Below are 22,117 nucleotides of genomic sequence, written 5' to 3'. Positions count from 1 at the left end.
AACGAGTACCTCGAACGGCAGCTCGCGGCGTGAACTAACCGCAAATAAGCTGTCCGGAATCGGCAGGGCACATCACATCTCAACGGAAGGTAGGTCTTCATGTCCCTGGCAGAGATGGGGCTCACGCAGCACGACTCGCTGACGGCGGCCCAGGCGGCGGCGAGCGAGGCCGCTTCGGCTTCAGGCGGCCGGGTCTTCACCTGCGTCGTGTTCCAGCAGGGCGGTCGGCTGATGCTGACGACCGCCTTCTCTTACGCGTTCCTCGTCAAGCACGTCGTCTCCGAACCCGCCGCCAAGGGCGGAAACCCCCGGATGGCGACCAACCGCCCTGTCGACACTGGTCACGTCCGGACGATCGCTAAGTACCTGACCGAGAACGAAGGCGACTACATCCTGCCGCCGGTCACCCTGAACGTCCGCGCGGTGCCCGCGATCCATATCCCCCGCGGCAACTTCGCCATGACTGCGGGCTTCGTGGTGATCGGTGACGAGACCCACTTCTCCATCACCGACGGCCAGCACCGCCTCCTGGCGATCTCCAAGCGGAGCGACAACCTCCCGGATGACTCGACGTTCATGAGCGACAGCATCTCCGTCGTGATCGTCGTCGAGCCCGACCTCGCGAGGATCCACCAGGACTTCGCCGACGCCGCTCAGACGAAGCAGATCCCGGCCAGCCTGCTGGCTGCCTTCAACACCCGCGAGCCCCTGAACCGGGTCCTCACCAAGATCGTGGACGGGTCGAGGTTCTTCCGCGGCCGCATCGACGAGACTTCCAAGAGCCTGTCGAAGAACTCCCCGTCGGCGTTCCTCCTGAACCAGGTGCGCGGCCTGGTCAAGGAGCTCCTCTTCCACGACTACGCCCTCAGCGAGGCCAGCATCCCCGCGCGGAGCATGCAGGTGATCGGTACTAACGAAGCCCAGGACGCGTTCGTCGAACGCACCCTCGCGATGCTGACCACGCTCACCGAGCACATGCCGCCCTGGAACGCGATCGCGGAGCTGCCGACCTCCGGCGGGCCGGCCAACCAGGTGGTCGACTTCCGCAAGCACTACATCAACATGACCGCGACGGGCCTGGTCATCATCGGCCACGTCGCCTACGAGATCGAGAAGAACCCGGACACGGCGTGGCGCCAGGCCCGCTACATCGACCTCGCCACCAAGATCGACTGGCGTCGTGACGCCGAGATGTGGCAGGGCAACATCATCACCGGCGACAAGATCACCACTACGCGTGGACCGGGCCGCGTCGCCGCGAAGCTGGTCATGGAAGCACTCGGTCTCAAGCCGCATGAACCGACCATCCCCATCCAGTTCGGAACGGATGTGCAGGTGCCCTAACCCACGCACCGGACGCCGCTCAATCGATTCAAGACCAGAATGCCCAGGTGGGGCACCAGCATCCTTGCCCCAGGACATCCGCGCATAAGACGATGGCCCATTCCGATGATTCGGAATGGGCCATCGTCTGCCTGGACCATGACCCATGGCCAATAAACGAAGATCACGGTGTGTGAGGTGGCGGGGTTCCAGTCGTGTTCTTGGTAGAGCAGGACGAAGACGGGACTGGACCTGTTCGAGCAGCCCGGCGAGTTCCTCCTGGCGTGGACTCAGAGGAGGACGTCGTAGAGCGCTTAGACCACGTCTTACGTGGCTTTTCGGGTGGTCTGCTGGGATGATGTCGTGCTGTGTTGATGTCGACTCTGGGCCTGCGGCTGGTGCCCGACGAGCTATGGGAAATCACGGAACCGCTGGTCCCGCAGTACCCCGCGCGCAAGCAAGGGGGTGGGACTGCTCCGGCTGATGACCGGGCGGTGTTCACCGCGGTCGTCTACGTGCTGACCAGCGGCTGCGCGTGGCGGAACCTGCCCACTGAGTTCGGGGCCTCGCCGGCCACGGTGCACCGCCGGTTCGTCTTTTGGACGAAGCAGGGCCTGTGGCAGCGCCTGCACCAGGTGGTGCTGGACGAGCTCGGCTCCAAAGCCGAGGTCGACTGGAGTAGCGCGATCGTGGACGCCGCGGTGGTGCGGGCGAAAAAGGGGGCGCGCTGACCGGCCCCAATCCGGTCGACCGGGGCAAGAAGGGCAGCAAACTCCACCTGCTCTGCGACGGACAGGGCCTGCCGCTGGCCGTGCTCGTCACCGGCGCCAACGTCCACGACATCCACGGGTTCAAGCCCCTCATCGAGGCCATCCCGCCGATCCGCTCCCGCTGCGGACCGCGCAGGCGACGCCCGGACAAGGTCCGCGCCGACAAAGCCTATGAAGCTGCTGAGCTGCGCCGACGGGGCATCGCCTCCCGCATCGCCCGCAAGGGCGTCGAGTCCAAAGAACGCCTGGGCCGGCACCGCTGGAAGATCGAGCGGACCATCTCCTGGCTGCTGGGCTACCGCCGCCTGGGCGTGCGCTACGAACGCCGCGGCGACCTGTTCACCGCCTTCCTCACCCTCGCAGCCGCTCTGATCTGCTACAAGAAGCTCTCCCGAATCACCACATAAGACATGGTCTTAGCAGCCTCATACGCCTTGTCCGCGCGGACCTTGTCCGGGCGGCGCCTGCGCGGTCCGCGCCGGGACCGAATCGGCGGAACGGCCCTCGCCTGCCCGACGACCGGCTGTCCGAGGGCATCGACCTCAGCGTCCCGGACCGCACGACCTCCGCAAAGACCCTCCACGATGCACTGCCCCGTGCGCTCCGCCGCGAGTTCCCCTCCCTCGACCGGCAGGTGCCACTGACTTTGGTACAAGACACCGATCCTGTCCTCCTCGGAACCGGCAACGGCATCCGGGTGCGCATCCAACTGTCAGCAGGGCACATATTCAAATGGTCTGCCAAGACGCGATCAATCAAGGTCCGTTACGCAGACGTTCCCCCTGCGTGCCGACACTGCCCGTCTTCGCCGCGATGAAGACGATGAGCTGAATAAACAACGCCTCCCCGCTCTGCGAAGGGCAGCGAACAGCCACCCGTGGGCCTGCTTCCGTCTACTGTGGTGTGAAAGCGTGCCTCGGAGAGGGCTGGAATGGCGAAGACGTTCGAGAGCGGCGATGTTCCGCTGGCGGATCTGCTGAATCAAGCACGCCAGGGCGTGCTGCAACTTCCCGACTTCCAGAGAGGGTGGGTTTGGGACGACGGCCATATCGTGAGCCTGCTCGCTTCGATCTCCCGTTCGTTCCCCATCGGCGCCGTGATGACGCTGGAAACCGGCAACTCCGAGGTGCGCTTCCGGCCTCGGCCGTTGGCGGGAACCCCGACCGCGACGGCGACGACCGACCCGAAGTACCTACTGCTCGATGGTCAGCAACGGACCACCTCGCTCTACCTGGCGCTCCGTTCCGGGGCACCGGTGCGCACCCAAGACACCCGAAAGAAAGAGGTGGAGCGCTGGTACTTCGCCGACATCGATGCCTGCATCGACCCGGACACCGACCGGAACGAGGCAATCCTGTCGCTTCCGGCCGACAAGCGACGGGTGAGCTCTCGAGGTGAGGTCTTGCTCAACGCCTCCACGACTGAGGCGCAGGTGCGAGCTGGCAAGGCAGGTCTCTTCCCGCTCGACATCGTGCTCGATCAGAACGCCACCCTTGATTGGCAATACGCCTACCTGCAGGCGGGACAGTCGATGGATCAGCAGCTGCAGATCTGGAAGCGGTTCCAGGAGGCGGTGATCTCGCCTTTCCTGCACTACAGCGTTCCCCGGATCGCCCTCGACCAGAAGACCACCAAGGAAGCCGTCTGCCAGGTCTTCGAGAAGGTGAATACCGGTGGCGTCGAACTGACTGTCTTCGAGCTGCTGACGGCGACGTTCGCCGCGGAGGACTTCCGGTTGCGCGACGACTGGGAACACCGACAGGCGACCTGGGCCGATGAGCCTCTGCTCGCCGATCTGGACGCCACAACCTTCCTCCAGATCGTGACGCTGCTCTGGACGCGGAGTCGCTGGGAGGAACGCACGCGGGAACGTGTTCGTGGTGACCGGGTCCCGGCGGTCTCCGCCAAACGGCGCGAGATGCTGTCGCTGCCGCTGAACGGATACCAAAGCTGGGCTGATGCCGTCACCGACACACTGCAGCGCGTGGTGCGCTTTCTTCACGGCGAGCGTATCTTCCATGCCCGCGACCTCCCGTACAGCACTCAGCTGGTCCCGTTGACCGCGATCCTCACGTTGCTCGGCGAGAACGCCTTCACTCCCGGGCCGCGCGCGAAGCTGCGTCAGTGGTACTGGTGCGGGGTGTTCGGAGAGCTGTACGGCGGCGCCACCGACACCCGGTTCGCCAACGACTTGCAGGACGTGCTCAGCTGGATCCAGGACGACGGTGAGGAGCCTCGCACGGTCCGCGAGTCGCAGTTCCAAGCCGAGCGGTTGCTCGGCCTTCGTACCCGGAACAGCGCGGCCTACAAGGGCCTCTACGCGCTCGTGATGAAGCGCGGCGGTCGCGACTTCCGGACTGGTGAGACGATCGACGCAAAGGCGTATGCCGCCGACTCGATCGACATCCGCCACATCTTCCCGCAGAAGTGGTGCGCGGCGAATGGCATCGACAGCGGCTTCGCCAACTGCATCGTCAACAAGACCGCCATCGACGGTCAGACCTGGGGATACATCGGCGCGAGTGCTCCGAGTAAGTACCTGGCCGCGCTCGAGGGCGGTGTTCCGGTGAGTCCCCAGGACCTGGACGCGATCGTCACCAGCCACGACATCGACCCGGTCGCGCTTCGGCAGGACGACTTCGGTGCCGTCTTCGACGCACGCTACGAGCGCCTGATCCGTCATATCGAAGATGCGACTGGTCGGCAGGTGAACCGAGGGGACGGACAGGGCAGCCCGTTCTCCGTGGACCAGAGCGGCGCCGCGCTTGCGCGTGGCATCCAGGCGTTGATCGAGGCCGGAGAAAGCAAGACCGTCGAGTTCAAGTCGACCGGACGCAAGAACCTGTCCACAGGGCTGAAAGACCGCGCGATCGAGTGGGCGGTGATCAAAACGGTTGCTGGCTTCATGAACGGTCACGGCGGCACGTTGCTGGTCGGTGTTGAGGACAACGGCAAGGTGATCGGCTTGGAGGAGGACTTCACCGTCTTCTCGAAGAAGAACACCGACGCCTGGGAGCTGTGGCTCACGGAGCTGCTGATCCAGGACCTCGGGAAGCCCGCGACGGCCAACGTGACCGTCAGGTTCGGCACCATCGAGAACCACACGGTCGCCCGCATCAATGTCGCGCCTGCCTCGGAGCCGGTCTACACCCGCCGGACCAAGACCGGGGCCAAAGGAGCGGTATTCCTCGTCCGCCTCAACAACGCGACACACGAGCTCGACGGTCCCGACGCGTCCGGCTATCAGCAGAACCGGTGGTTCAAGTAGGCCTGCCGATCGCGAAGTACCGCTCGCCGAAAAATGGACGGCTCACGTCCCCTACCTAGCAGCGTTTCCCTAAGAGCAGGTGTGCTCGAATCGAGGACGGGTGACGACCGCCACGGATGAGGATGCCGACGTTGCCAGCCTTCGTAGCCATGCAAACCAATACCTGAGCCGACCGCCACGCCAAACGCGACCTCTGCGAGGTCAACACCCTCGCCGGCCTCGACACCATTGACCAGCAAGCATCCGACCTCGCCAAAAGCAGCCACCGGCGTCCGCGCCGCTTCCCACCTGTTCAACTGCTTCCCGACGAACAACAGTGGCAAGGCCAGCTCGCACACCAGACCCGCGACTTACCCAGCCCCAAAGAGTGCCTCGACACGGTACAAGCGGCATACGCCCACACCGTCCGCGATCACCGACTGAGGAGGATCTCGAGGCCCACCAGCAGGACATACAGAATCCTCATATTGGATACATAGATCTCCCCAAAAGCCCAGGTCACAAGTTTCGGGCCCAATATTGACATGAAAAAATCGCCCGAAACAATCAGAATCGCCCACTTAGATCACTTGTTCACTTATATGAGAATCAAGTAGCGAAAATTGCTTGTTTCCGGTTGAGTGGGATCATGGCTAGTGGTGGCTTGGCTCGGATCGCCATGGTCGGTATCGCCGTCACCACAGCGGTAGCTGGGGTTGCGACGAACCGGGTCGAGGGTCCCTGGTGGGCTCAGGCGCTCTGGTTCGGTGGTGCCGTTGTCGCTTGCTCCCTGGCCGTCTGGTTGACCGGATTGGCGCTTCCCGAGTCGGGCACGGATCCCTCAGGAATGTCCTTGAGTCGTGCACGATGGAATAGTGGTTCAGAGAACCCGAGCTTGGCGCCCTTGACAGTGTTCGCCCCGCCTTTGGAGCCGACCATGGTTGACCGCTCTGCTGATTTCGACACGCTGGTCTCGTTGCTGGTGGAGGCCGTCGACTCAACCTCACCGACCAAGACCGTGGCGATCGTCGGCCCGGGTGGTTTCGGCAAGACCACCCTGGCCACCCAGGTGTGCCGCGAGACCCGGGTCGCAGATCGGTTCGACGAGGTGTTGTGGGTCGAGACCGGAGAGCACTGCAACCCGGCTAGGGTCGTCCAGCAAATCTCGGATCTGTGCGTTCACCTGTCCGGCGTCAGACCGCCACTCGCCGACGCCGAACAGGCGGGATTCCACCTCGCCCGGGTTCTGGGCGACCGCCGTGTTCTCATCGTGGTGGACAATGTCTGGTCCGCAGCCGATCTCTCTCCGTTCCTGCTCGGTGGGCCGAACACCGTGCGTCTGGTGACCACCCGCAACGCTCGTGTCTGTCCGTCGCAGACTGCCCAACTCAGACTCGGCCCTATGTCCGAGGTCGAGATCCGGGAGCTGCTCCACAAGAGTGTGCCGTCTCTCGGCAGGGAGGAGACGGTCCGGCTCGCCGAGCTCTGCAGCGGCTGGCCGTTGCTCGCCTCTGTCGTCAGCTCGACCGTCGGACAAGACCTCGAATGGGGCGCACAGCCCGCGCAAGCAGTTTCCGAAGCCGGACGGGCACTGGATTCCTACGGACCGGGGGCCTTCGACGTCTGGGACTCCGACCAGCGCAGAAACGCCATCGGACACGCCGTCGACGCGAGCTTGCGCAGCCTTGAAGAGAGGGTTGAGATCGCCGGAGCCTCCGGGCTCAGCGACCGATACCTGTCTCTCGCGATCTTCCCTGCGGCGAAGCCCATCCCCCTGTCCGTGCTCTCCACCTGGTGGGGCCAGGCATACGGCTGGACGCCCCTGGCCGTTCGCCAGTTCTGCCGTGCGCTCGCCGACCGGTCGCTGATCGACATGTACCTCGTGGACCAGGACGCCGTACTCCTACACGATGTGTTCCGCGGATATCTCCGTCATCGAATCGGAGAAGGTCAACGTGAACTACATCGGTCTCTTCTCGACGCCCACCGCGAGATCGCGGGAGGCTCGTGGATCGATCTCGGGCTGGAGCATGGCTACCTGTGGACGCATCTCACCCACCACCTTCACGAAGCCGACCTCGCCGACGAACTCGGTGAGGTGCTCGCTCAACCTCGCTACATCGTGAAAAAGGTCGCCGAATTCGGGTATGAGACGCTCGCCGCCGACCTCGCCGCCATCGGCCGGGCCGAACGGCCGACCACTACGACCTGGCAGGTGGCAGAGGCTCTCACCAGAAGCGGCTACCTGCTCCACCGTCTCACCTCCTGGGCGGATATCGCGGCCACCCTGCTGACCTCGCTGATCAGGACCGGCCTGCCGGCCGAGACGGTCGAAAGCCTTCGGAGCCTTGTGGGATCCGAAGGATTCGACGTCCAGTGGTCAACCACCGAAGACACCGGGCATCCGGGACACATCGGCGCAGTCACCTCAGTGACCACCCATAGAAACACGCTGGCCTCAGGCGGCGAAGACGGCATAGTCAGGATCTGGGACCTAGGCGCAGGCCAGTTGGTTCAGCAGCTCCACGGCCACACTGGCTGGGTTTACTCAGTGGCCTTCTCTCCTGACGGCAAGACGCTCGCCTCCGCAGGCGACGACATGGCCGTCCGACTTTGGCAGGCGGAGACCGGGAAACCCCTCGCGGTACTCTTCGGCCACACCCAAAGGATCAGGAGCCTTACGTTCACCTCCGACGGGCGGCTGGTCTCCGGCGCTGAAGACGGTCGGGTGTGCCTTTGGGACACCGTCACCGCCAGCATGATCCGCATGATGGAAACACCGGGTTGCCCGCTTTGGTCGGTCGCTGTGAGCGCGGACGACGCTCTGATCGCCGCGGTCGGCGAGGACGAATTCGTCCGGCTGTACGATCTGGAAAGCGGAGATCTACTCGAAGAAAAAGCAGCTCACCGCGACTGGATCCGTGCGGTCGGATTCTCAGGCACCCTGTTGGTCACGGGCTCCGGAGACCGCACTGTCCGGGTGTGGGAGGTATCAGACCGGAGACTCACCGCAATCAGGGCCATCGGGGTTCCAGCGAAAGTACGGGCAGTCGCGATCCTTCCCCATCAGGGAACGATCGTCGTCGCCGACGAAGAAGCCGCTATCAGGGTCTTCAACGACACTGGCCAGCTGGCAGAGCAGCTCGCACCCGAATCCGTCGACTGGATCCGCGACATCGACCTCATGGCCGACGGCCGCGTTGTGGCCGCATGCGAGGACGGAGGCATCCGGGTTTGGAATGGCGAAGAGTTCAGCCTCCTCTCCCAAGGTTCGAACACCACCTGGTCTACCGCCTTCACCGAAGGTACGGCTCTGCTCGGCAAAGCGGACGGAACAATCGAATTCCGAGCCGCCACTACCGCAGAACATCTCGGAACGCTCTCCTCAGGAGAAGGCAGGGCTTGGGCACTATCCGCGGCTCCTGGAGCGGCCGCTGCCGCATGCGGCGACGGGCCAGTCCGACTCTGGTCGCCGTACGACCGCTGGCAACCGTCATTGCTCCTCAACGAAGAGGAACGTCGTACCTGGTCCGTCGCGATCAACCAGGCCGGAACCCGAGTGGCCGCGTCAAGCCCAGGTGGAGTGGTCAGGGTCTGGGACCTTCCAGAGGGAAATCTCATCTGGGAACGCCAGGCACACGAGGGCCGTATTCGTTCGATGGAGTTCGATCGTTCGGGAGGTCTCCTTCTCACTGGTGGAGGAGAGGGCAACGCGCGCCTCTGGCGGCCGGCTGACGGCCGTCAAGTCGGCGAGTTCTCTCATCCTGGGAGTTGGGTGCGTACAGTGTCCATCGATTCCGACGGCACACGCGTCGCCCTCGGATGCGGTTCCGGCGACATCTACGTCCACGATCTCGCAAGCGGTCAGACAGCGGTGAAACTGAACGGGCACAGCGGCAGAGTCCTCATGCTCGGATTCACCCACGACTCCGACGGACTGGTGTCCGCTGCAGCCGACGGCACAGTCAGGTACTGGTCCCTCGACGCCAGCAAGCAGATCTCCGAGGTTCGCGCCGACGCAACGCTTCAATGCGCCGCTGTCGACGCCGTGAACGGGGTAGTTCTCGTCGGTAGCGCTGCAGGTACCGTGGCCCTCAGGATTCCTGGCCATCGACAGTGAGGAGTGAGCCGCGTGCCGACCTCCAGTGACGCTCCCCCTCCAGAATTGCTCAACAACGATCCCAACGGCTTCGCGTGGGGTGTCTGGCACGACCGCACCCCGAAACTCGTCCAGCAGATCCGCAACGCCCACCCTTACGGACCAGATCAGCGTCAAGCTCTCGATGATCTACTCGAAGAGATTTCTGCGGGCCTCATGACGCCGCTCCCCCCAGATGTCCACGACCATGAGCTCTGGACAGACTGGGGGGCCGACTATTTCGGCAAGCCCTGGCTCGACGCGCCCTTCCTCGGGTCAGAGGCGTACTTCTACCGGCGCCTCCTAAAAGCCGTTGATTACTTCACGCCCGGCCCATGGCAAGGCGTCGACCCTTTCGACCATCTCAAAACCGCCGAACTCCGCGACCCCACTCTGGAGGTCGACCTCTCCACGCTGAACGACCTCCAGCAGCTCCACCCGGAAGAAGCGGGACAGGCAAAACTCCTGGCCTCTCTCTGGGGCAATCGCGCCGACCTTGGTTTCCGTATCGGCAAGACCGCGGCATCAGCCGAACCGCAGACCGAAAATCTGGTAGCCGACGACAGCGAACTAGTCTGGGATCTGCTCAGCCCGACAGCCGAGGTGACCGTCGTCGTAGACAACGCCGGCCGCGAACTCCTGGCCGACCTCGTCTTCATCGACCACTTGCTCCAGCACGACCTCGCCGCCGCAATCACCCTCCATCTGAAACCGTGTCCGTACTATGTCTCTGACGCAACCACCAACGACTTCGTAGCCTGCCTGCGCCGCTTGGCCGAGACGCCAGGCACCGCATCAGAAATCTCGCGCAGACTGTGGAATGCGGTGGGCGACGGAGATCTCAGGCTGTACACCCACAGCTTCTACAGCGCTCCATGGTCCTACCACCACCTACCCACTGACCTCGTCGCCGAGTTGAAGAATTCGTCGTTGACAATCATGAAAGGCGACCTCAACTACCGGCGTCTCGTCGGTGACCGCGCATGGCCGCCGGTTTCAAACTTCGCCGACCTCACCTCCTATTTCCCTGGCGCAGTCGCAGCGTTTCGCACGCTCAAGTCCGATGTCGCCGTCGGCATCACTCCAGCCATGCTGATTACTTTGGAGCAGATGGCTCCGTCTTGGCGAACAGACGGCAGCTACGGACTGATCCAAGCCAGGACCTAGGGAAGGCTGCAAAAAGGACGTCTAACTTGTAGGTGAGGTTCCTGTTCTGTTGATGGTCGGGACCAAGTTCTCGGATGGTGTCGACAACCAAGGACTTCAGCGTCTCCGGGCACTAAAGTCGCACAGCCGATATCGTCCGGGACTCACCTTCGGAAGCAGGTGATCAAGGACGCGGGTCACCCAGAAGGCCCCTCGTCTGGCTGGTTTTGAGGTTCCCCCATTGTGATGTTGCCCCCGTTTGGCGGGCATAGTTGTTGGGAGAGTGCGATTCGATGATATTTCAAGGAGATCGTCGAGTGCCCAAGCCTATCCGCCGGGGTTCCGGCGGCATTCTTTGGATTTGTTGGAGTCGGGCCGGCCGGTGCGAGATGTCGCCAGCTCGCCGGGCATCGCGGAATCGTGCCTGCACCACTGGAAGCGCCGGGACCTGATCGACTGGGGTCTGGCCTCGCCCGCCCTGGCAGCGATCAAATCAGCCGCCCTGGCTCAGGCTAGGGCGCGGATCACCGAGCTGGAGAATGAGATCAAGACCCTGCACGGTCAAACAGGCGTGCCTCGCGCTGGGGGGTCGCGGTCGGGCTACTACGACTCCAGCAGGCGGGATCCGTCGGCCCGCGCCATTCGCCAGGGATGGCCGACCGATCAGATCGCGGCTGTTCACCAGGCATCTCGGCAGACCTAAGAGCATGTCTTATGTGGCGATTCGGGAGAGCTTCTTGTAGCAGATCAGGGCGGCTGCGAGGGTGAGGAAAGCGGTGAACAGGTGTCCGTGGCGCTCGTAGCGCACGGCCAGGCGGCGGTAGCCCAGCAGCCAGGAGATGGTCCGCTCGATCTTCCACCGGTGCCGGCCCAGGCGCTCTTTGGATTCGATTCCTTTGCGTGCGATACAGGAGGCGATGCCTCGCTGGCGCAGCCATCTACGCAGCTCAGCGGATTCGTAGGCCTTGTCGGCCCGCGCCGGGATCGGATGAACGGGATAGCTTGGAGGAGCTGCTTGAACCCGTGGATGTCGTGGACGCTCGCGCCGGTGACCAGCACGGCCAAGGGCAGCCCGGCGGCGTCGCAGACCAGGTGGAGCTTGCTTCCCCTCTTGCCTCGATCGACCGGATTGGGGCCGGTCAGCGCACCCCCTTTTTCGCCCGCACCACTGCGGCGTCCACGATCGCGCTGCTCCAGTCGACCTCGGCCTTGGAGCCCAGTTCGTCCAGCACCGCTTGGTGCAGGCGCTGCCACAGGCCTTCCTTCGTCCAGAAGACGAACCGGCGGTGCACTGTGGCCGGAGATGCCCCGAACTCCGTGGGCAGGTTCCGCCAGGCGCAGCTGCTGGTCAGCACATAGACGATCGCGGTGAACACCGCCCGGTCATCGGCCGGAGCGGTCCCTCCCCCTTGCTTGCGCGCCGGGTACTGCGGGACCAGCGGTGCCACCAGCTCCCACAGCTCGTCGGGCACCAGCCGCAGACCAAAAGTCGACATCAACACAGCACGACATCATCCCAGCAGACCACCCGAAAAGCCACGTAAGACATGGTCTTACTCTCCCCACAAGCATCCCCAGGTCAGGACATGGGCGACGGCCAACGACGTCGAGCTGGTGTTCCTGTCCATCTACGGCTCCTGACTGAACTGGATCGAATCCGAATTCGCCGCCCTGCGCTACTTCGCCCTCAACGGCACCGACCACCGCAGCCATGACGAGCAGAGCGCCGCGATCGGTGCCTACGTCCGCTGGCACAACCGACACGCCCGCCCGAAGGTCAGCTTCGCGGCCAGTTCCCCGATCCGCTCATGGACCAGTTACTCGGCCAAGGTTGCGTGACGAGCCACTAGGCACGCTGGTTGGCTCGCTCGACGAGTCTCAGACGTGGCGGTAGAAGACTCAACCCTCCTGCCATGTGGTCTGAGATTTTTCAAGTAACCGGCCACAGGTGGAAGCGACTGAGTAACGGACTGCGTGGTGGGTAATCCATCAGTTGACAACAGCAAAAAGAGTGGAGAGAAATGGCGAAGAAACTCGTAGATGTTGAGCTTAGGTGGAGAGGGAGTCGTATTGATCGGTTCACCACGAGCTTTGATCCGGACGATCCTGACGAGCTTCAGGCGTTGATTGAAGATATGGCTCGTAAAGACCAATATTACGATCAGCGAGAGCTGATCGATTACCAAATCAGAGTTCGGTACCACGACAGCAGGAGCCACATCATCAACTACGATGCCCGAAGCAGATAAGTAGCAATACATCACATGAGGTGCCCCGAGGCTTCCGGACAGCTGGTTTGTGGTCAGTTCATGCTGCTTGACGCCGCTTGAGGTAGTCGTTGCGGGCTTGGTGCGGGCTGCGGTATCCGAGGGCGGAGTGGCGGCGTCGTGGGTTGTACCAGAATTCGATGTACCTGATGATGTCGCGGCGTGCGTGTTCGCGGGTCGGGTATTGGGTTCGGTGGGTCCGTTCGTTTTTGAGGGTGGCGAAGAAGGATTCTGCAAGGGAGTTGTCGTAGCAGATTCCGGTGCGTCCGACGGATTGGCGGATGCCGTGCCGGCGGAGCGTATCGGCGTATTTCTTGGAGGTGTATTGCTTGGGCTCAACCGGTCGTCGCAACACCGGCTTGTTGGATCGACAGTAGTTGTTCGTTGAGGGCTTCGGCGGGTGTCTTCCAGCCGAGGGTTTTGCGGGGTCGGCTGTTGAGTGCGGCAGCGACGGCCTGGAGTTCGTCGATGTCCCATCGCGAGAGGTCGGTGCCCTTGGGTGCCTCTGTGTTTGTCAAGCTGTTCAAGGCGGTGGGCCAGCCGCGCTGGATGCTGTAGTCGCTCCTGCTTGTCCTCCTGGGCCCGTCGTGCGGGTGCGGTGGCGCTCATCGGCTGTCATGGTGCGCCAGACGTGATCGGCGAGTCGGCGTTTGAGGCAGCGTTGTGCTTCGCGGGGTGTCTTACCCTCTGCGAGTTTCGCCTGGTAGTAGGCGTGGCCTCGGGTGCCGGGCATGCGGATCTGCGTGATTGCCACGGTGTGGAGTGCCGCGTTGAGCTGGCGGTCGCCGCGTCGGGACAGGCGGTGGCGTGCGCGGTCCGCGCTCGCGATCTCGATAGGTGCGGTGCCGGCGTACTGCGCGAAGGCGCTGGCGGTCGGGAAACGGGTGGGATTCCCGGTCCGGCCGAGAAGACGGGCGGCGGTCACGGCCCCGATGCCCGGAGTATCGGTCAGCCGGCTCTCGGACTCAGCGACCAGCGCGGCCATGGCCTTGGCGTTGTCCTTCAGCTTCACATCCCACATCCGGATCTCGGCGACCAGGTCGGCGGCCAGAGCGTGGCGGGTGAACTCGGCAGGGCCGACAGGGGCAACCGACTCCAGCAGCTGCTCGGCTTTGGCCGCGGACAGATCACGCGGCGCGCCTCCGGGCAGGAGTGCGCGCAGCAGGGCGTGGAGCTGGTTCACAGCGCGGACTCTGGCCTGCGAGAGGTTGCTGCGTCGTTCGTCCAGCAGCGCCAGCGCGTCCGTTGAGCCCTCGGGCCGCACCGGCCTGGCGTCGCCTTGGAGAGCGGCGACGCATGCCGCCGCGGCAGCGTCGATGCGGTCGTTCTTGCGTCCTGCGCCGCGGGAGAGCTGGCGGACCCGCGCGGTCGCGCTGGGCGAAACATCGACGACCTGCTCTCCCCGGGCGAGCAGCCATGACGTCAGGTGGTGCCCCAGGCCCCTGGCATTCTCGATGGCCCATCGCCGCTCGGGCCACTGCTGGGCCCACTCCAGCATGCGCTGGTAATCCTGGAGCGTCACATCGATACGGATCGACGCGTGATCACGGTTGGCCCCGGGATCGACAACCGTAGCCGTGTGAGTCGACTTGTGTGGGTCGATACCGATCAGCATCATCGGCAGCCCCCTTCTCGGACGTCGGGTCACTGGAATCCGCAGCTGACACCCCGACTTCCAGAACGCGGGTGGCCGGTGCTCATGCCTCTGTTGAGTCAAGCCGCGAACGGACACCGGGCGGGTCGACACACCCAAAGAGAGCCAGCCCCTGCGGGCGGCAGGAAGTACTCGAGTCAGCCCACCTGGCGTCCTGCGGCACGTTATGGGCGGCCAACCCGATCACGAAACCGCTTCCCCTATACAAGTCGGGAAGTACTGGCGCAGCAGGCCGTTCGTGTTCTCGTTGGTGCCCCGCTGCCAGGGGCTGTGGGGGTCGGCGAAGTAGACCGCCAGGCCGGTGTCGATGTGCAGTTGGGCGTGCTGGGCGAGTTCTTTGCCGCGGTCCCAGGTCAGCGAGCGGCGCAGTTGTTCGGGCAGCGTGGTGATCGTGGTGGTGATGGCCTCTTTCACGGCCTGGGCGCCGAGGCCGGCCAGCGCCGGGCCGTTCTTCACCCGTGGCTCGGTGCCGTATCCGTCCATCCGGGGCAGGTGCAGCAGCATCGTGAACCGGGTTGTGCGCTCCACCAGCGTGCCGATCGCGGATCGGTCGGTGCCGATGATGAGGTCGCCCTCCCAGTGGCCCGGGACCGCGCGGTCCTCGGCTTCGGCAGGCCGCTGGCTGATCATCACCTCGGGGGTGACGTGACCTCCGGGGCGCCGCCGGGAACGCGCTCGCGGGACGCGCAGCGCGCGCCCGGTGCGCAGGCAGGCGACCAGTTCGCGCTTGAGCGCTCCGCGTCCCTGGATGAACAGGGCCTGGTAGATCGCCTCGTGCGAGATGCGCATGGAGTCATCATCAGGGAAGTCGGCCTTGAGCCTGCCCGCGATCTGCTCCGGGCTCCACGACATGGCCCACCGCCGGTCTTGGCGCCGGCCTTTGTTCCGCCCGTTCCACTCGGGCGCCCGGGGTCCGGGCACGGCTGTGCCGTCCGGGTGCCGGATCTGGCCGGCCAGCCGGTCCTGAACGTACTCGCGCAGCCGCGCGTTGGCGACCAGCTTCGGTGCCTTCGGGCGCCGTGCCATCAGCTCCGACTTCCACTGCGCGATCGAGGCCCGGTAGTCCAGGCGTCCGCCACGCGTGGCCGCGTTGCGGCGCAGCTCCCGGGAGATCGTCGAGGGCGCTCTGTCCAGCAGGCGCGCGATCTCGCGGACTCCCGCGCCCTGGGCCTTGAGCAGCGCGATCTCCTCGCGCTCGGAGAACGACAGATACCTGCCCGAGAGCGGGCCCAAATGGATCGACGGCATCCCGCCACGGTCGCGGAACCACCGCGAACCGACCGGCCCCGACACACCGCACGAAATCGCCGCGTCCCCGCTGGTCAGCCCTTCAGCGATCCTGCGCCAGAACCCCCGTTCCACATCCCGACGAATCGGAGGCCGCCCCGGCGAACGCATCGCCGGACGCCCCGTCACCGTCGTCATCCACCCCGCTGGTCTCCCCACGCAACACCCCAATAGTCAGGGTGTTGCGACGACCGGTTGAATCCACCAGGCGTCCAGCACGAACGCCACATACACCCAGCCCTCCCAGGTGCGCACGTAGGTGATGTCGGCCAGCCACAACTGATCGGGCCGCCCAGCGGCGAAGTGCCGGTTGACCAGGTCCGGCGGCCTCGGCGCACTCTCGTCAGCGATGATGGTACGCCGCTTGGGCCGCGGCGCACGCCTTCCAGGCCTTGCTCGCGCATCAGCCGCTCGACGGTGCGCTGGGCGACCCGCGCTCCCTGGCGTTGCAGCTGTTTGTGCACCCGTCGGGCGCCATAGACGCCGTAGTTGGTCTCGTGCACGTCCCTGATCTGCTCGATCAAGAACGCGTCTTTCCGCGCGCGAGCGGAAGGAGGCCGGCGTTTGCGGCCGTAGTAGGTGCTCGGGCACAGGTCCAAAACCTTGCAGACGGGCTCGACCCCGAAGCCGCCGCGGAGATGGTCGACCACCGCTACTACCTCGTCCGGGGCTGGCCGAGCTCCGTGGCGAAAAACACCGAGGCGGCCTTGAGAATCTCGTTGGCCCGTTTGAGCTCGGTGTTCTCCTTGCGCAGCCGCTTGAGTTCCTCGCGCTCCGCGCAGTCGGCTGCTCAGGTCGCCGTCCTGAGTCGGCCTCGGCCTGGCGGACCCACAACCGCAACGCCTCGCGGTGGATTCCCAGGTCCTTGGCGATCTGCGCGATCGGCCGGTTCGACTCCAACGCCAGGCGCACGGCCCGGTCCCGAAGTTCCTGAGGGTACTTTCGTGGTGCTGCCATCAGCGGATTCTCCTCCCCGTCAGCCATCCATGCGGCTGACTTAAAGGACTTCACGGAACCCGGGGCAACTCAATTGTTGGAGTCGAACCGGCTAAGCCGAGCCAGCAGAGCAGCCTCGTCCGCTGGTGGGCCCATCTGCTTTGATGCTCGGCGAAGAAATCTGGGATGATCACTGGCGGTTTCGGGTGCGGACTGCCCTATTCACATGTGACGGAGCCGTCTTCATGTGATGGGAGAGCCGATGGTCGAACTCTTGAAGGTGCTGGGACCGGTGGTCGGCGGGGTCTGTGCCGCGCTCAGTCTGGTGTGGCATCTGGTCCGTGATCGAAAGTGCGCTACAGGCCGAACCGCGATGTGGTCCACGTCGGAACATCACTGCCTGATCGTGGTCGTCTGCTGCTGCGCGCAGTCCGGCCGGTGACGGGCTTGCCGGTACAGCCCCCTTCTCCAGACGTCCCGCCAGACGCTCTGGATTTCCTTCGCAAGAAGCACGGAATCGTGGTCCGATTCCTGCTTCGTTCGGGGTGCGAGCGCGGACTGGCTGAAGAGATCGCCAACGACGCCTCCCACATCGTCCTCAGTAGATGGACTCAGTTGCGAGCCGATCCGGCCTACGCAGGGAAAGAACCGATCAACTACCTGTTGAAAGTTGCTCAGCGGCGGTTTGGCCTTGAGGGCCCCAAACACGAGCGGTATGTGACAGGCCACTCGCTGATCGACACCGCCTCCACGTTCATCGACGACCTCTTCCCTGTCCTTCCGATGCCGGATGACGGAATCTGCGACTTGGTGCAGGACGTGCTTTTGCAACTTCCTGTCCGGGACCGCCAGGTGCTGTGGCTACGCCATGCCCAACGCTTCACTCTCAAAGAGACCGCTGAGATCATGACGGCGCGTGAACGCAACATCAGGCTCTGGCAGGCCAACGCCGAGGCAAGATTCAGAAGCCTTTACGAGGCCGTTCTCATCAATGGTGGCCGAAACGGACAGGAGAGGATCTGATGACCGGTTTCGACTTCACAAGCATTTTCCACCACGCTGCCGAGCAGGGGCGGACATCCGAGGCCGCGCTCACACGATGGACGCAGGACCCCAGCGGCAGAGAACGCGCCGCCCTCCTGGCCGCAATGATCGACGCACAGGACGCCCTGTACTCCGAGGCGATCGCAGCCCTCGAACGTGACGACAGCCAGACAGCCGAAAGGCTCCTGCGCCACTGCGCCAGGATGCGAATCGGCGACGCCGGAGAACTCCTGAACGAACTCGTCGCCCGCCGACACAGCCCATCGCTCTCCGCCCGGAGCCCCGGTACCACGGCTCCCAACGCGGTCCGCACCCCTCCGGGAGTTGAGAAGCCCTCTATCCGGGAAGAGTTTTCCGCACAGCTTCGAAGACTCTACCAAGAATGTGGAGTCAGTTCCTTGTCGGAATTGTCTGAGACTTGCAGGTGTCTTCCAGATCGGTATCCCGAGTTCTACCCTGACCGCTTCGATGTACCTGCGTACAGTAAGTCAACGTTCAGCGCGATCCTCAACGGTCGCCGCAAATGCCTCCCCGACCCACGATTCGTCACTGCCTTCGTCCTGAGTTGCCAGTCGATAGCCGAGCTGAACGGCTTGAAGGTCTCAGAGAATGAGACGCTGAGCGAATGGCACGAAAAGCTGCGCAGGTATGAGGACGAATCCTATGCCGTCGGTCAATTCGTGAGACGTGGCTACCAGCCCTGGCCCGTAGAGCGCATCTGGTTCCGCCCCGCATCAACCCCCTTGCCGCGCTCCATGGCCACCAACCCCACTCCGGTAGCTCTGGGCGCCAGGCAGAAGGAAACGATCACGGAGTACGGAGCTTACGGGGACACTCTGCTGATCCGCATCGATCAGGGCGACCCTCATGCTCTCTACCAGGGGTCCCTCTTGTTGATGGGTCAGTCCGGGGACGACGACAGCATCACCCGCCTTCTGACCGTAGCCAGCACCACAAACCACACCGATGCTCTCGCCCTGCTGAGCACCGATCCGTCCTGGATCGACCGCTCCCTGGCGAACACCCAGGCCACTTTTCTGGCAGATCGCGCCAACCAAACAGGCTACGATGACGCCGCCGTAGCATTCAACGACTGCGCGACCCACCTGGACCACCTCCTCCATCTCTGGGGAAATGAGCTTCGTCCCGCCGAGAGGATCTAAGCGGCTGTGGCGGCAGCGGCCGAATGCCCAAGAGGTGAACTGCGTCCCGTGATCGGAATGCAGAATCGTCTTGTCCCGGACGGGATGGCGTCGTGCGACCGCTGCCGACATCGCGTTGATGACCAGGTCGCTGGTCTGGCGGATGTCGATGGAATGGCCGACGATGCGGCGCGAGAAGCAGTCGAGAACGGCGGCGCAGTACAGTTTTCCTTCCGCGGTCGGGTGTTCGGTGATGTCGGTGACCCACAGAACGTCGGGCGCGTCGGCGTCGAAGCCGCGGTGGACCAGGTCGTCCTCGGTGGCCGCGCCGCCCGGGGCTCGTTTGCGGCCGCGGCGCCGGTAGATGCCCTGGAGGCCGGCCTCTCGCATGAGCCGCTCCACCCGCTTGCGGTTCACCGGCTCGCCCAGCCCGAGCGTCAGCTCGGCGTGCACGCGGGGTGATCCGTAGCTGAAGCGGGACTCCTCGTGGATCTGCCGGATGACTTTCAGCAATTCGGTGTTGCGCTGCTCACGCACGGACGCCGACCGCCCCGCCCAGTCCTTATAGCCCGACAGGGAAACGCCCAGAACCCAGCAAGAGGCCGCCACGGGAATCCCGTAGCCGACGAGCTCCCGGATCAGCGGGAACTTTATTTTGGGAGGACGTTCTCACGCGCGCAATACGCTGCCGCACGTTTGAGGATCTCGTTCTTCAACTCCAGCTGTCTGGTCTTTCGGCGCAGCTCGGCCAGCTCTTTCTTCTCCGCCGTCGTCAGACTGCCGTCGTTCCTGATTCCTTCGTCCCGATCGGCTTGGCGCACCCAGTTACTCAAGCACGACTGGCTGATCCCCAGGCTTTTCGCGAGCACTGAGATCGATTTATCGCCCGTTCTGACGAGCTCCAGGGCACGCCGCCGGAACTCCGGCGGATAGGGCTTGGGCACGACGAACGATCTCCTTCAGATGGTCGTCGAACCGTATCTCTCTCAACCTCGGTGCCCGTCAAACGGGGGAAACATCAAACTGTCCATCCAACGGGGGGAACCTCATTCCACCTTGATAGGCCAGCCCACGGCAAGTATGAGGTGCTTGGGCCGGAGGCCGAAGCACAATCGTTAACCGAAACTACTATCCGATCGGCGACGCCCGCAGAGCCTGCGCCTCCTGAACCCGCGATAGATGCCCCGCGGCCGTCAGGTTGCAGGGCAGGCACGTTGCACGGATTCGAACCCCCAACCGGGTTGCAGTCAATGGCTGCACGCCTGCAGTGGGTCCGTGCCGCCAGCTGACGATTAAGTATCTATTCGGAATCGACTGAACCCCTCAGGTCGGGGAGGTTGAAGCGTTCAGAATTTTCGTAAGATGCAATATGTTCAGGACATTTTTCCGAGAATTTCAGTCACGAGTGAAGCGAGGTCATGCATCTGCGTGTGGATGTCGGAATTTTTAAGTTTGGTGAGCATCGGCATGGTTATTTTAAAAAGTCAAAATTTACTGCTGATTTGGGGTCCTAGCTGTGAGGATTTCTACAACGCGCTCGGTTACCCAAAGCATGCGTGCGACCGCGAGGGTGGAGAAGAGAAGGCCAGTCGTCATGCAACTGGTCAGCCAGAGGTGTGGGTCCTTATCTCGGTCGAAACAGAGGGATGTGAGAGCCACTATGGCGGCGCAGGCGGACCAGCGCATGGCTCGGGTATAGGCACGGAAGACGCTCGGCCAAAAGCGAGAGGCGCGTACGATCGCAAGACGTGGGGAGGCAGCGAAACTAAGGGCAATGGTGAGGACCGCGACGATGAAGCCGAGGAGGGTGGCTTCAAGGCTGAGCAGTGCCGAATACAAGTCTTTTCGACGGTCGGATAGGAAGTTGAGCACATGTGGTTCGACAGACTTTGCAGTCATTAGCAGCGTGGTGAGGCAGGCCAGTGCTACGAACGCTGTGAGTTCCTTGCGGAAGGGCTTAACCTCCATGGTTCTCGCCCTCGGGTACTCTCGGATCAACGCTGATCGAAGCTGATTTCTGCAGTTCTTCGCGGTGAGTTATATAGATATTCTCGATCTTCGAGTAAACGTCCTCGGCATCAAGGACATTTGATCCGGGAGTTGAACGCATCATGTCTTCGAGGAAGACAAATTCGTCCTTGAGTAGGTCGAATTCGATTGCCTCTTTCGTCATCTCATCGACTGTTGTTATTTGACCGAAACGAATATTTTCGGTGAAATCGTGTCTCCCGAGGAGGCGTCGCATACTGTCTCCTATCTCGGAGGCGAGATTTTTGCGCTCATAAGGGTTTGGTCCGAGGATGAGACCTACGCATTCGGCTCGGCTCGCTGTGGAGGCAGCCCGGAAAGCGGCGCCGAGGCTATGGTTTGCCTGCTCGATGACTTCGATGTACGAGCTGCGTACGTAGAGTTTTAGCTTCCTGATCGCCTGCCCTTTTTGAAGGCTCTTGTATGCGCTTCTTTCGAGCAGCGGTTCAAATTTGAAACTGGGGCAGTCCTGTGGTGCGAGCGTCTTCAGGTATTTCTGGAGCTGGCTAGGGCGGGGTGCGTGGTAGTTGTACTCGACTCCAGCAATGTTGTCTTCTGTGAAAATGCACATGTGCGAGAATTCAACGAGGCCGCTGCCGGAGGGCAGATCCAGACCGCGGAGCGTGCCGTCGTTCTCTGAGTGGGGAAGGATACCTCGGCGAATCGCGGCGAAGCGCAAGTGGGAGACTCCGTCGATCTTGTCGATCCAGGCGGATATCTCGCGATTATTCTCGTGCTCCAGGTAGCGCCCGCCCAAAAGGAAAGGGCGAAATGGTAGAGCGTTGATCCTCTTCAGTGCGTTATCGAGGTTAACGGCGGTGGGCTGCCCGTCTTCTCGGTAGCCGCCGTGCAAGCGGAAGAAGTAGACATGCCGAGGAAGCTCCAAGGAGTCTGGCTGACGGCGTACTCGGGGAGTTCTCATGGAATCAAGCTTGCCAGATTGACTGCTGATTCTCCTGAGTTGACACGTTGAGGCCGTGGAGATCCATGTTGCTGCAGGTCATCGCTTTATAGTGACGGATTGTTATCTTCTGAAAGATCTTGATGGCTATCGATGCTCACTGAGCCTCTTTCATCCTCGGCGAAGGGCTTTGATCACGGCATGATCGCGAGTTGAGGATTCGCCCCCGGACAC

The 22,117-nt window shown here is 63.2% G+C and carries 14 protein-coding genes and 5 pseudogenes; 8 read left to right on the top strand and 11 right to left on the bottom strand.

Annotated elements, in window-relative coordinates:
* Positions 1-99: 99 nt before the first annotated feature.
* Both ABD140_RS38115 and ABD140_RS38110 read left to right on the top strand, forming a co-directional pair.
* Positions 100-1,344, top strand: a complete 1,245-nt coding sequence (locus ABD140_RS38115; RefSeq protein WP_344247595.1) for a DNA sulfur modification protein DndB — start codon at positions 100-102, stop codon at positions 1,342-1,344.
* A 353-nt stretch (positions 1,345-1,697) separates the two neighbouring features.
* Positions 1,698-2,500 (top strand): IS5 family transposase gene (locus ABD140_RS38110; RefSeq protein ID WP_425544207.1). Its coding sequence is split into 2 segments (ribosomal slippage): positions 1,698-2,042 and positions 2,045-2,500, totalling 801 coding nucleotides; the frame shifts between segments, so codons are not numbered across the junction.
* An 11-nt stretch (positions 2,501-2,511) separates the two neighbouring features.
* Here ABD140_RS38110 and ABD140_RS40280 read toward each other — a convergent pair.
* Positions 2,512-2,619: pseudogene (locus ABD140_RS40280) on the bottom strand (IS5/IS1182 family transposase); the annotation flags it as partial.
* 405 nt (positions 2,620-3,024) lie between these two features.
* Here ABD140_RS40280 and ABD140_RS38105 point away from each other — a divergent pair.
* The 4 genes from ABD140_RS38105 to ABD140_RS40275 all read left to right on the top strand — a co-directional run bounded on the left by ABD140_RS38105 (position 3,025) and on the right by ABD140_RS40275 (position 11,327).
* Positions 3,025-5,361: a GmrSD restriction endonuclease domain-containing protein gene (locus ABD140_RS38105; protein WP_344247593.1), complete on the top strand. Its 2,337-nt coding sequence runs from the start codon at positions 3,025-3,027 to the stop codon at positions 5,359-5,361.
* 916 nt (positions 5,362-6,277) lie between these two features.
* Positions 6,278-9,460: an NB-ARC domain-containing protein gene (locus ABD140_RS38100; RefSeq protein ID WP_344247591.1), complete on the top strand. Its 3,183-nt coding sequence runs from the start codon at positions 6,278-6,280 to the stop codon at positions 9,458-9,460.
* Between the two features lie 12 nt (positions 9,461-9,472).
* A complete protein-coding gene (locus ABD140_RS38095; RefSeq protein WP_344247589.1) occupies positions 9,473-10,645 on the top strand; it encodes a damage-control phosphatase ARMT1 family protein in 1,173 nt (390 codons plus the stop codon).
* Positions 10,646-10,907: 262 nt separating this feature from the next.
* Positions 10,908-11,327, top strand: a complete 420-nt coding sequence (locus ABD140_RS40275; protein ID WP_425544206.1) for a transposase — start codon at positions 10,908-10,910, stop codon at positions 11,325-11,327.
* 9 nt (positions 11,328-11,336) lie between these two features.
* Here ABD140_RS40275 and ABD140_RS38090 read toward each other — a convergent pair.
* The 7 genes and pseudogenes from ABD140_RS38090 to ABD140_RS40265 all read right to left on the bottom strand — a co-directional run.
* Positions 11,337-12,120, bottom strand: a pseudogene (locus tag ABD140_RS38090) (IS5 family transposase).
* Between the two features lie 811 nt (positions 12,121-12,931).
* Positions 12,932-13,246: an integrase core domain-containing protein gene (locus tag ABD140_RS38085; RefSeq protein ID WP_425544205.1), complete on the bottom strand. Its 315-nt coding sequence runs from the start codon at positions 13,244-13,246 to the stop codon at positions 12,932-12,934.
* Positions 13,227-13,394, bottom strand: a pseudogene (locus ABD140_RS38080) (IS30 family transposase); the annotation flags it as partial. The pseudogene ABD140_RS38080 and the gene ABD140_RS38085, both read right to left, overlap by 20 nt.
* A 20-nt stretch (positions 13,395-13,414) precedes the next feature.
* Positions 13,415-14,509 (bottom strand): IS110 family RNA-guided transposase, encoded by a 1,095-nt coding sequence (locus tag ABD140_RS38075; RefSeq protein WP_344247587.1) that lies wholly within the window; start codon positions 14,507-14,509, stop codon positions 13,415-13,417.
* A 246-nt stretch (positions 14,510-14,755) separates the two neighbouring features.
* A pseudogene (locus tag ABD140_RS38070) lies at positions 14,756-15,970 on the bottom strand (IS30 family transposase); the annotation flags it as partial.
* A complete protein-coding gene (locus ABD140_RS40270) occupies positions 15,967-16,482 on the bottom strand; it encodes an IS3 family transposase (RefSeq protein WP_425544204.1) in 516 nt (171 codons plus the stop codon). The gene ABD140_RS40270 and the pseudogene ABD140_RS38070, both read right to left, overlap by 4 nt.
* 121 nt (positions 16,483-16,603) lie before the next feature.
* Positions 16,604-16,789 (bottom strand): annotated as a pseudogene (locus ABD140_RS40265) (transposase); the annotation flags it as partial.
* 330 nt (positions 16,790-17,119) lie between these two features.
* Between ABD140_RS40265 and ABD140_RS38065 the strand changes: the two are divergent.
* Positions 17,120-17,791, top strand: coding sequence for a sigma factor-like helix-turn-helix DNA-binding protein (locus ABD140_RS38065; protein WP_344247585.1), 672 nt, complete (start codon positions 17,120-17,122; stop codon positions 17,789-17,791).
* Between the two features lie 755 nt (positions 17,792-18,546).
* On the opposite strand, the gene ABD140_RS38060 is transcribed toward ABD140_RS38065, so the two are convergent.
* Both ABD140_RS38060 and ABD140_RS38055 read right to left on the bottom strand, forming a co-directional pair.
* Positions 18,547-19,593, bottom strand: coding sequence for an IS3 family transposase (locus ABD140_RS38060; protein WP_344247597.1), 1,047 nt, complete (start codon positions 19,591-19,593; stop codon positions 18,547-18,549).
* A gap of 11 nt (positions 19,594-19,604) precedes the next feature.
* Positions 19,605-19,898 carry a transposase gene (locus ABD140_RS38055; RefSeq protein ID WP_344247583.1) on the bottom strand — a complete coding sequence of 98 codons (294 nt, stop codon included), beginning with the start codon at positions 19,896-19,898 and terminating at the stop codon, positions 19,605-19,607.
* Between the two features lie 418 nt (positions 19,899-20,316).
* Here ABD140_RS38055 and ABD140_RS38050 point away from each other — a divergent pair, with 418 nt between their 5' ends.
* A complete protein-coding gene (locus tag ABD140_RS38050) occupies positions 20,317-20,814 on the top strand; it encodes a hypothetical protein (protein ID WP_344247581.1) in 498 nt (165 codons plus the stop codon).
* A gap of 97 nt (positions 20,815-20,911) precedes the next feature.
* Here the strand turns inward: ABD140_RS38050 and ABD140_RS38045 are convergent, their stop codons facing one another.
* Complete coding sequence (locus ABD140_RS38045; protein WP_344247578.1) at positions 20,912-21,835, bottom strand: hypothetical protein; 924 nt, start codon at positions 21,833-21,835, stop codon at positions 20,912-20,914.
* Between the last annotated feature and the right edge of the window lie 282 nt (positions 21,836-22,117).

This window comes from Actinocorallia libanotica (assembly GCF_039525175.1).
GTDB classification, from domain to species: domain Bacteria; phylum Actinomycetota; class Actinomycetes; order Streptosporangiales; family Streptosporangiaceae; genus Actinocorallia; species Actinocorallia libanotica.
This window is presented reverse-complemented; position numbering and strand designations above follow the sequence as displayed.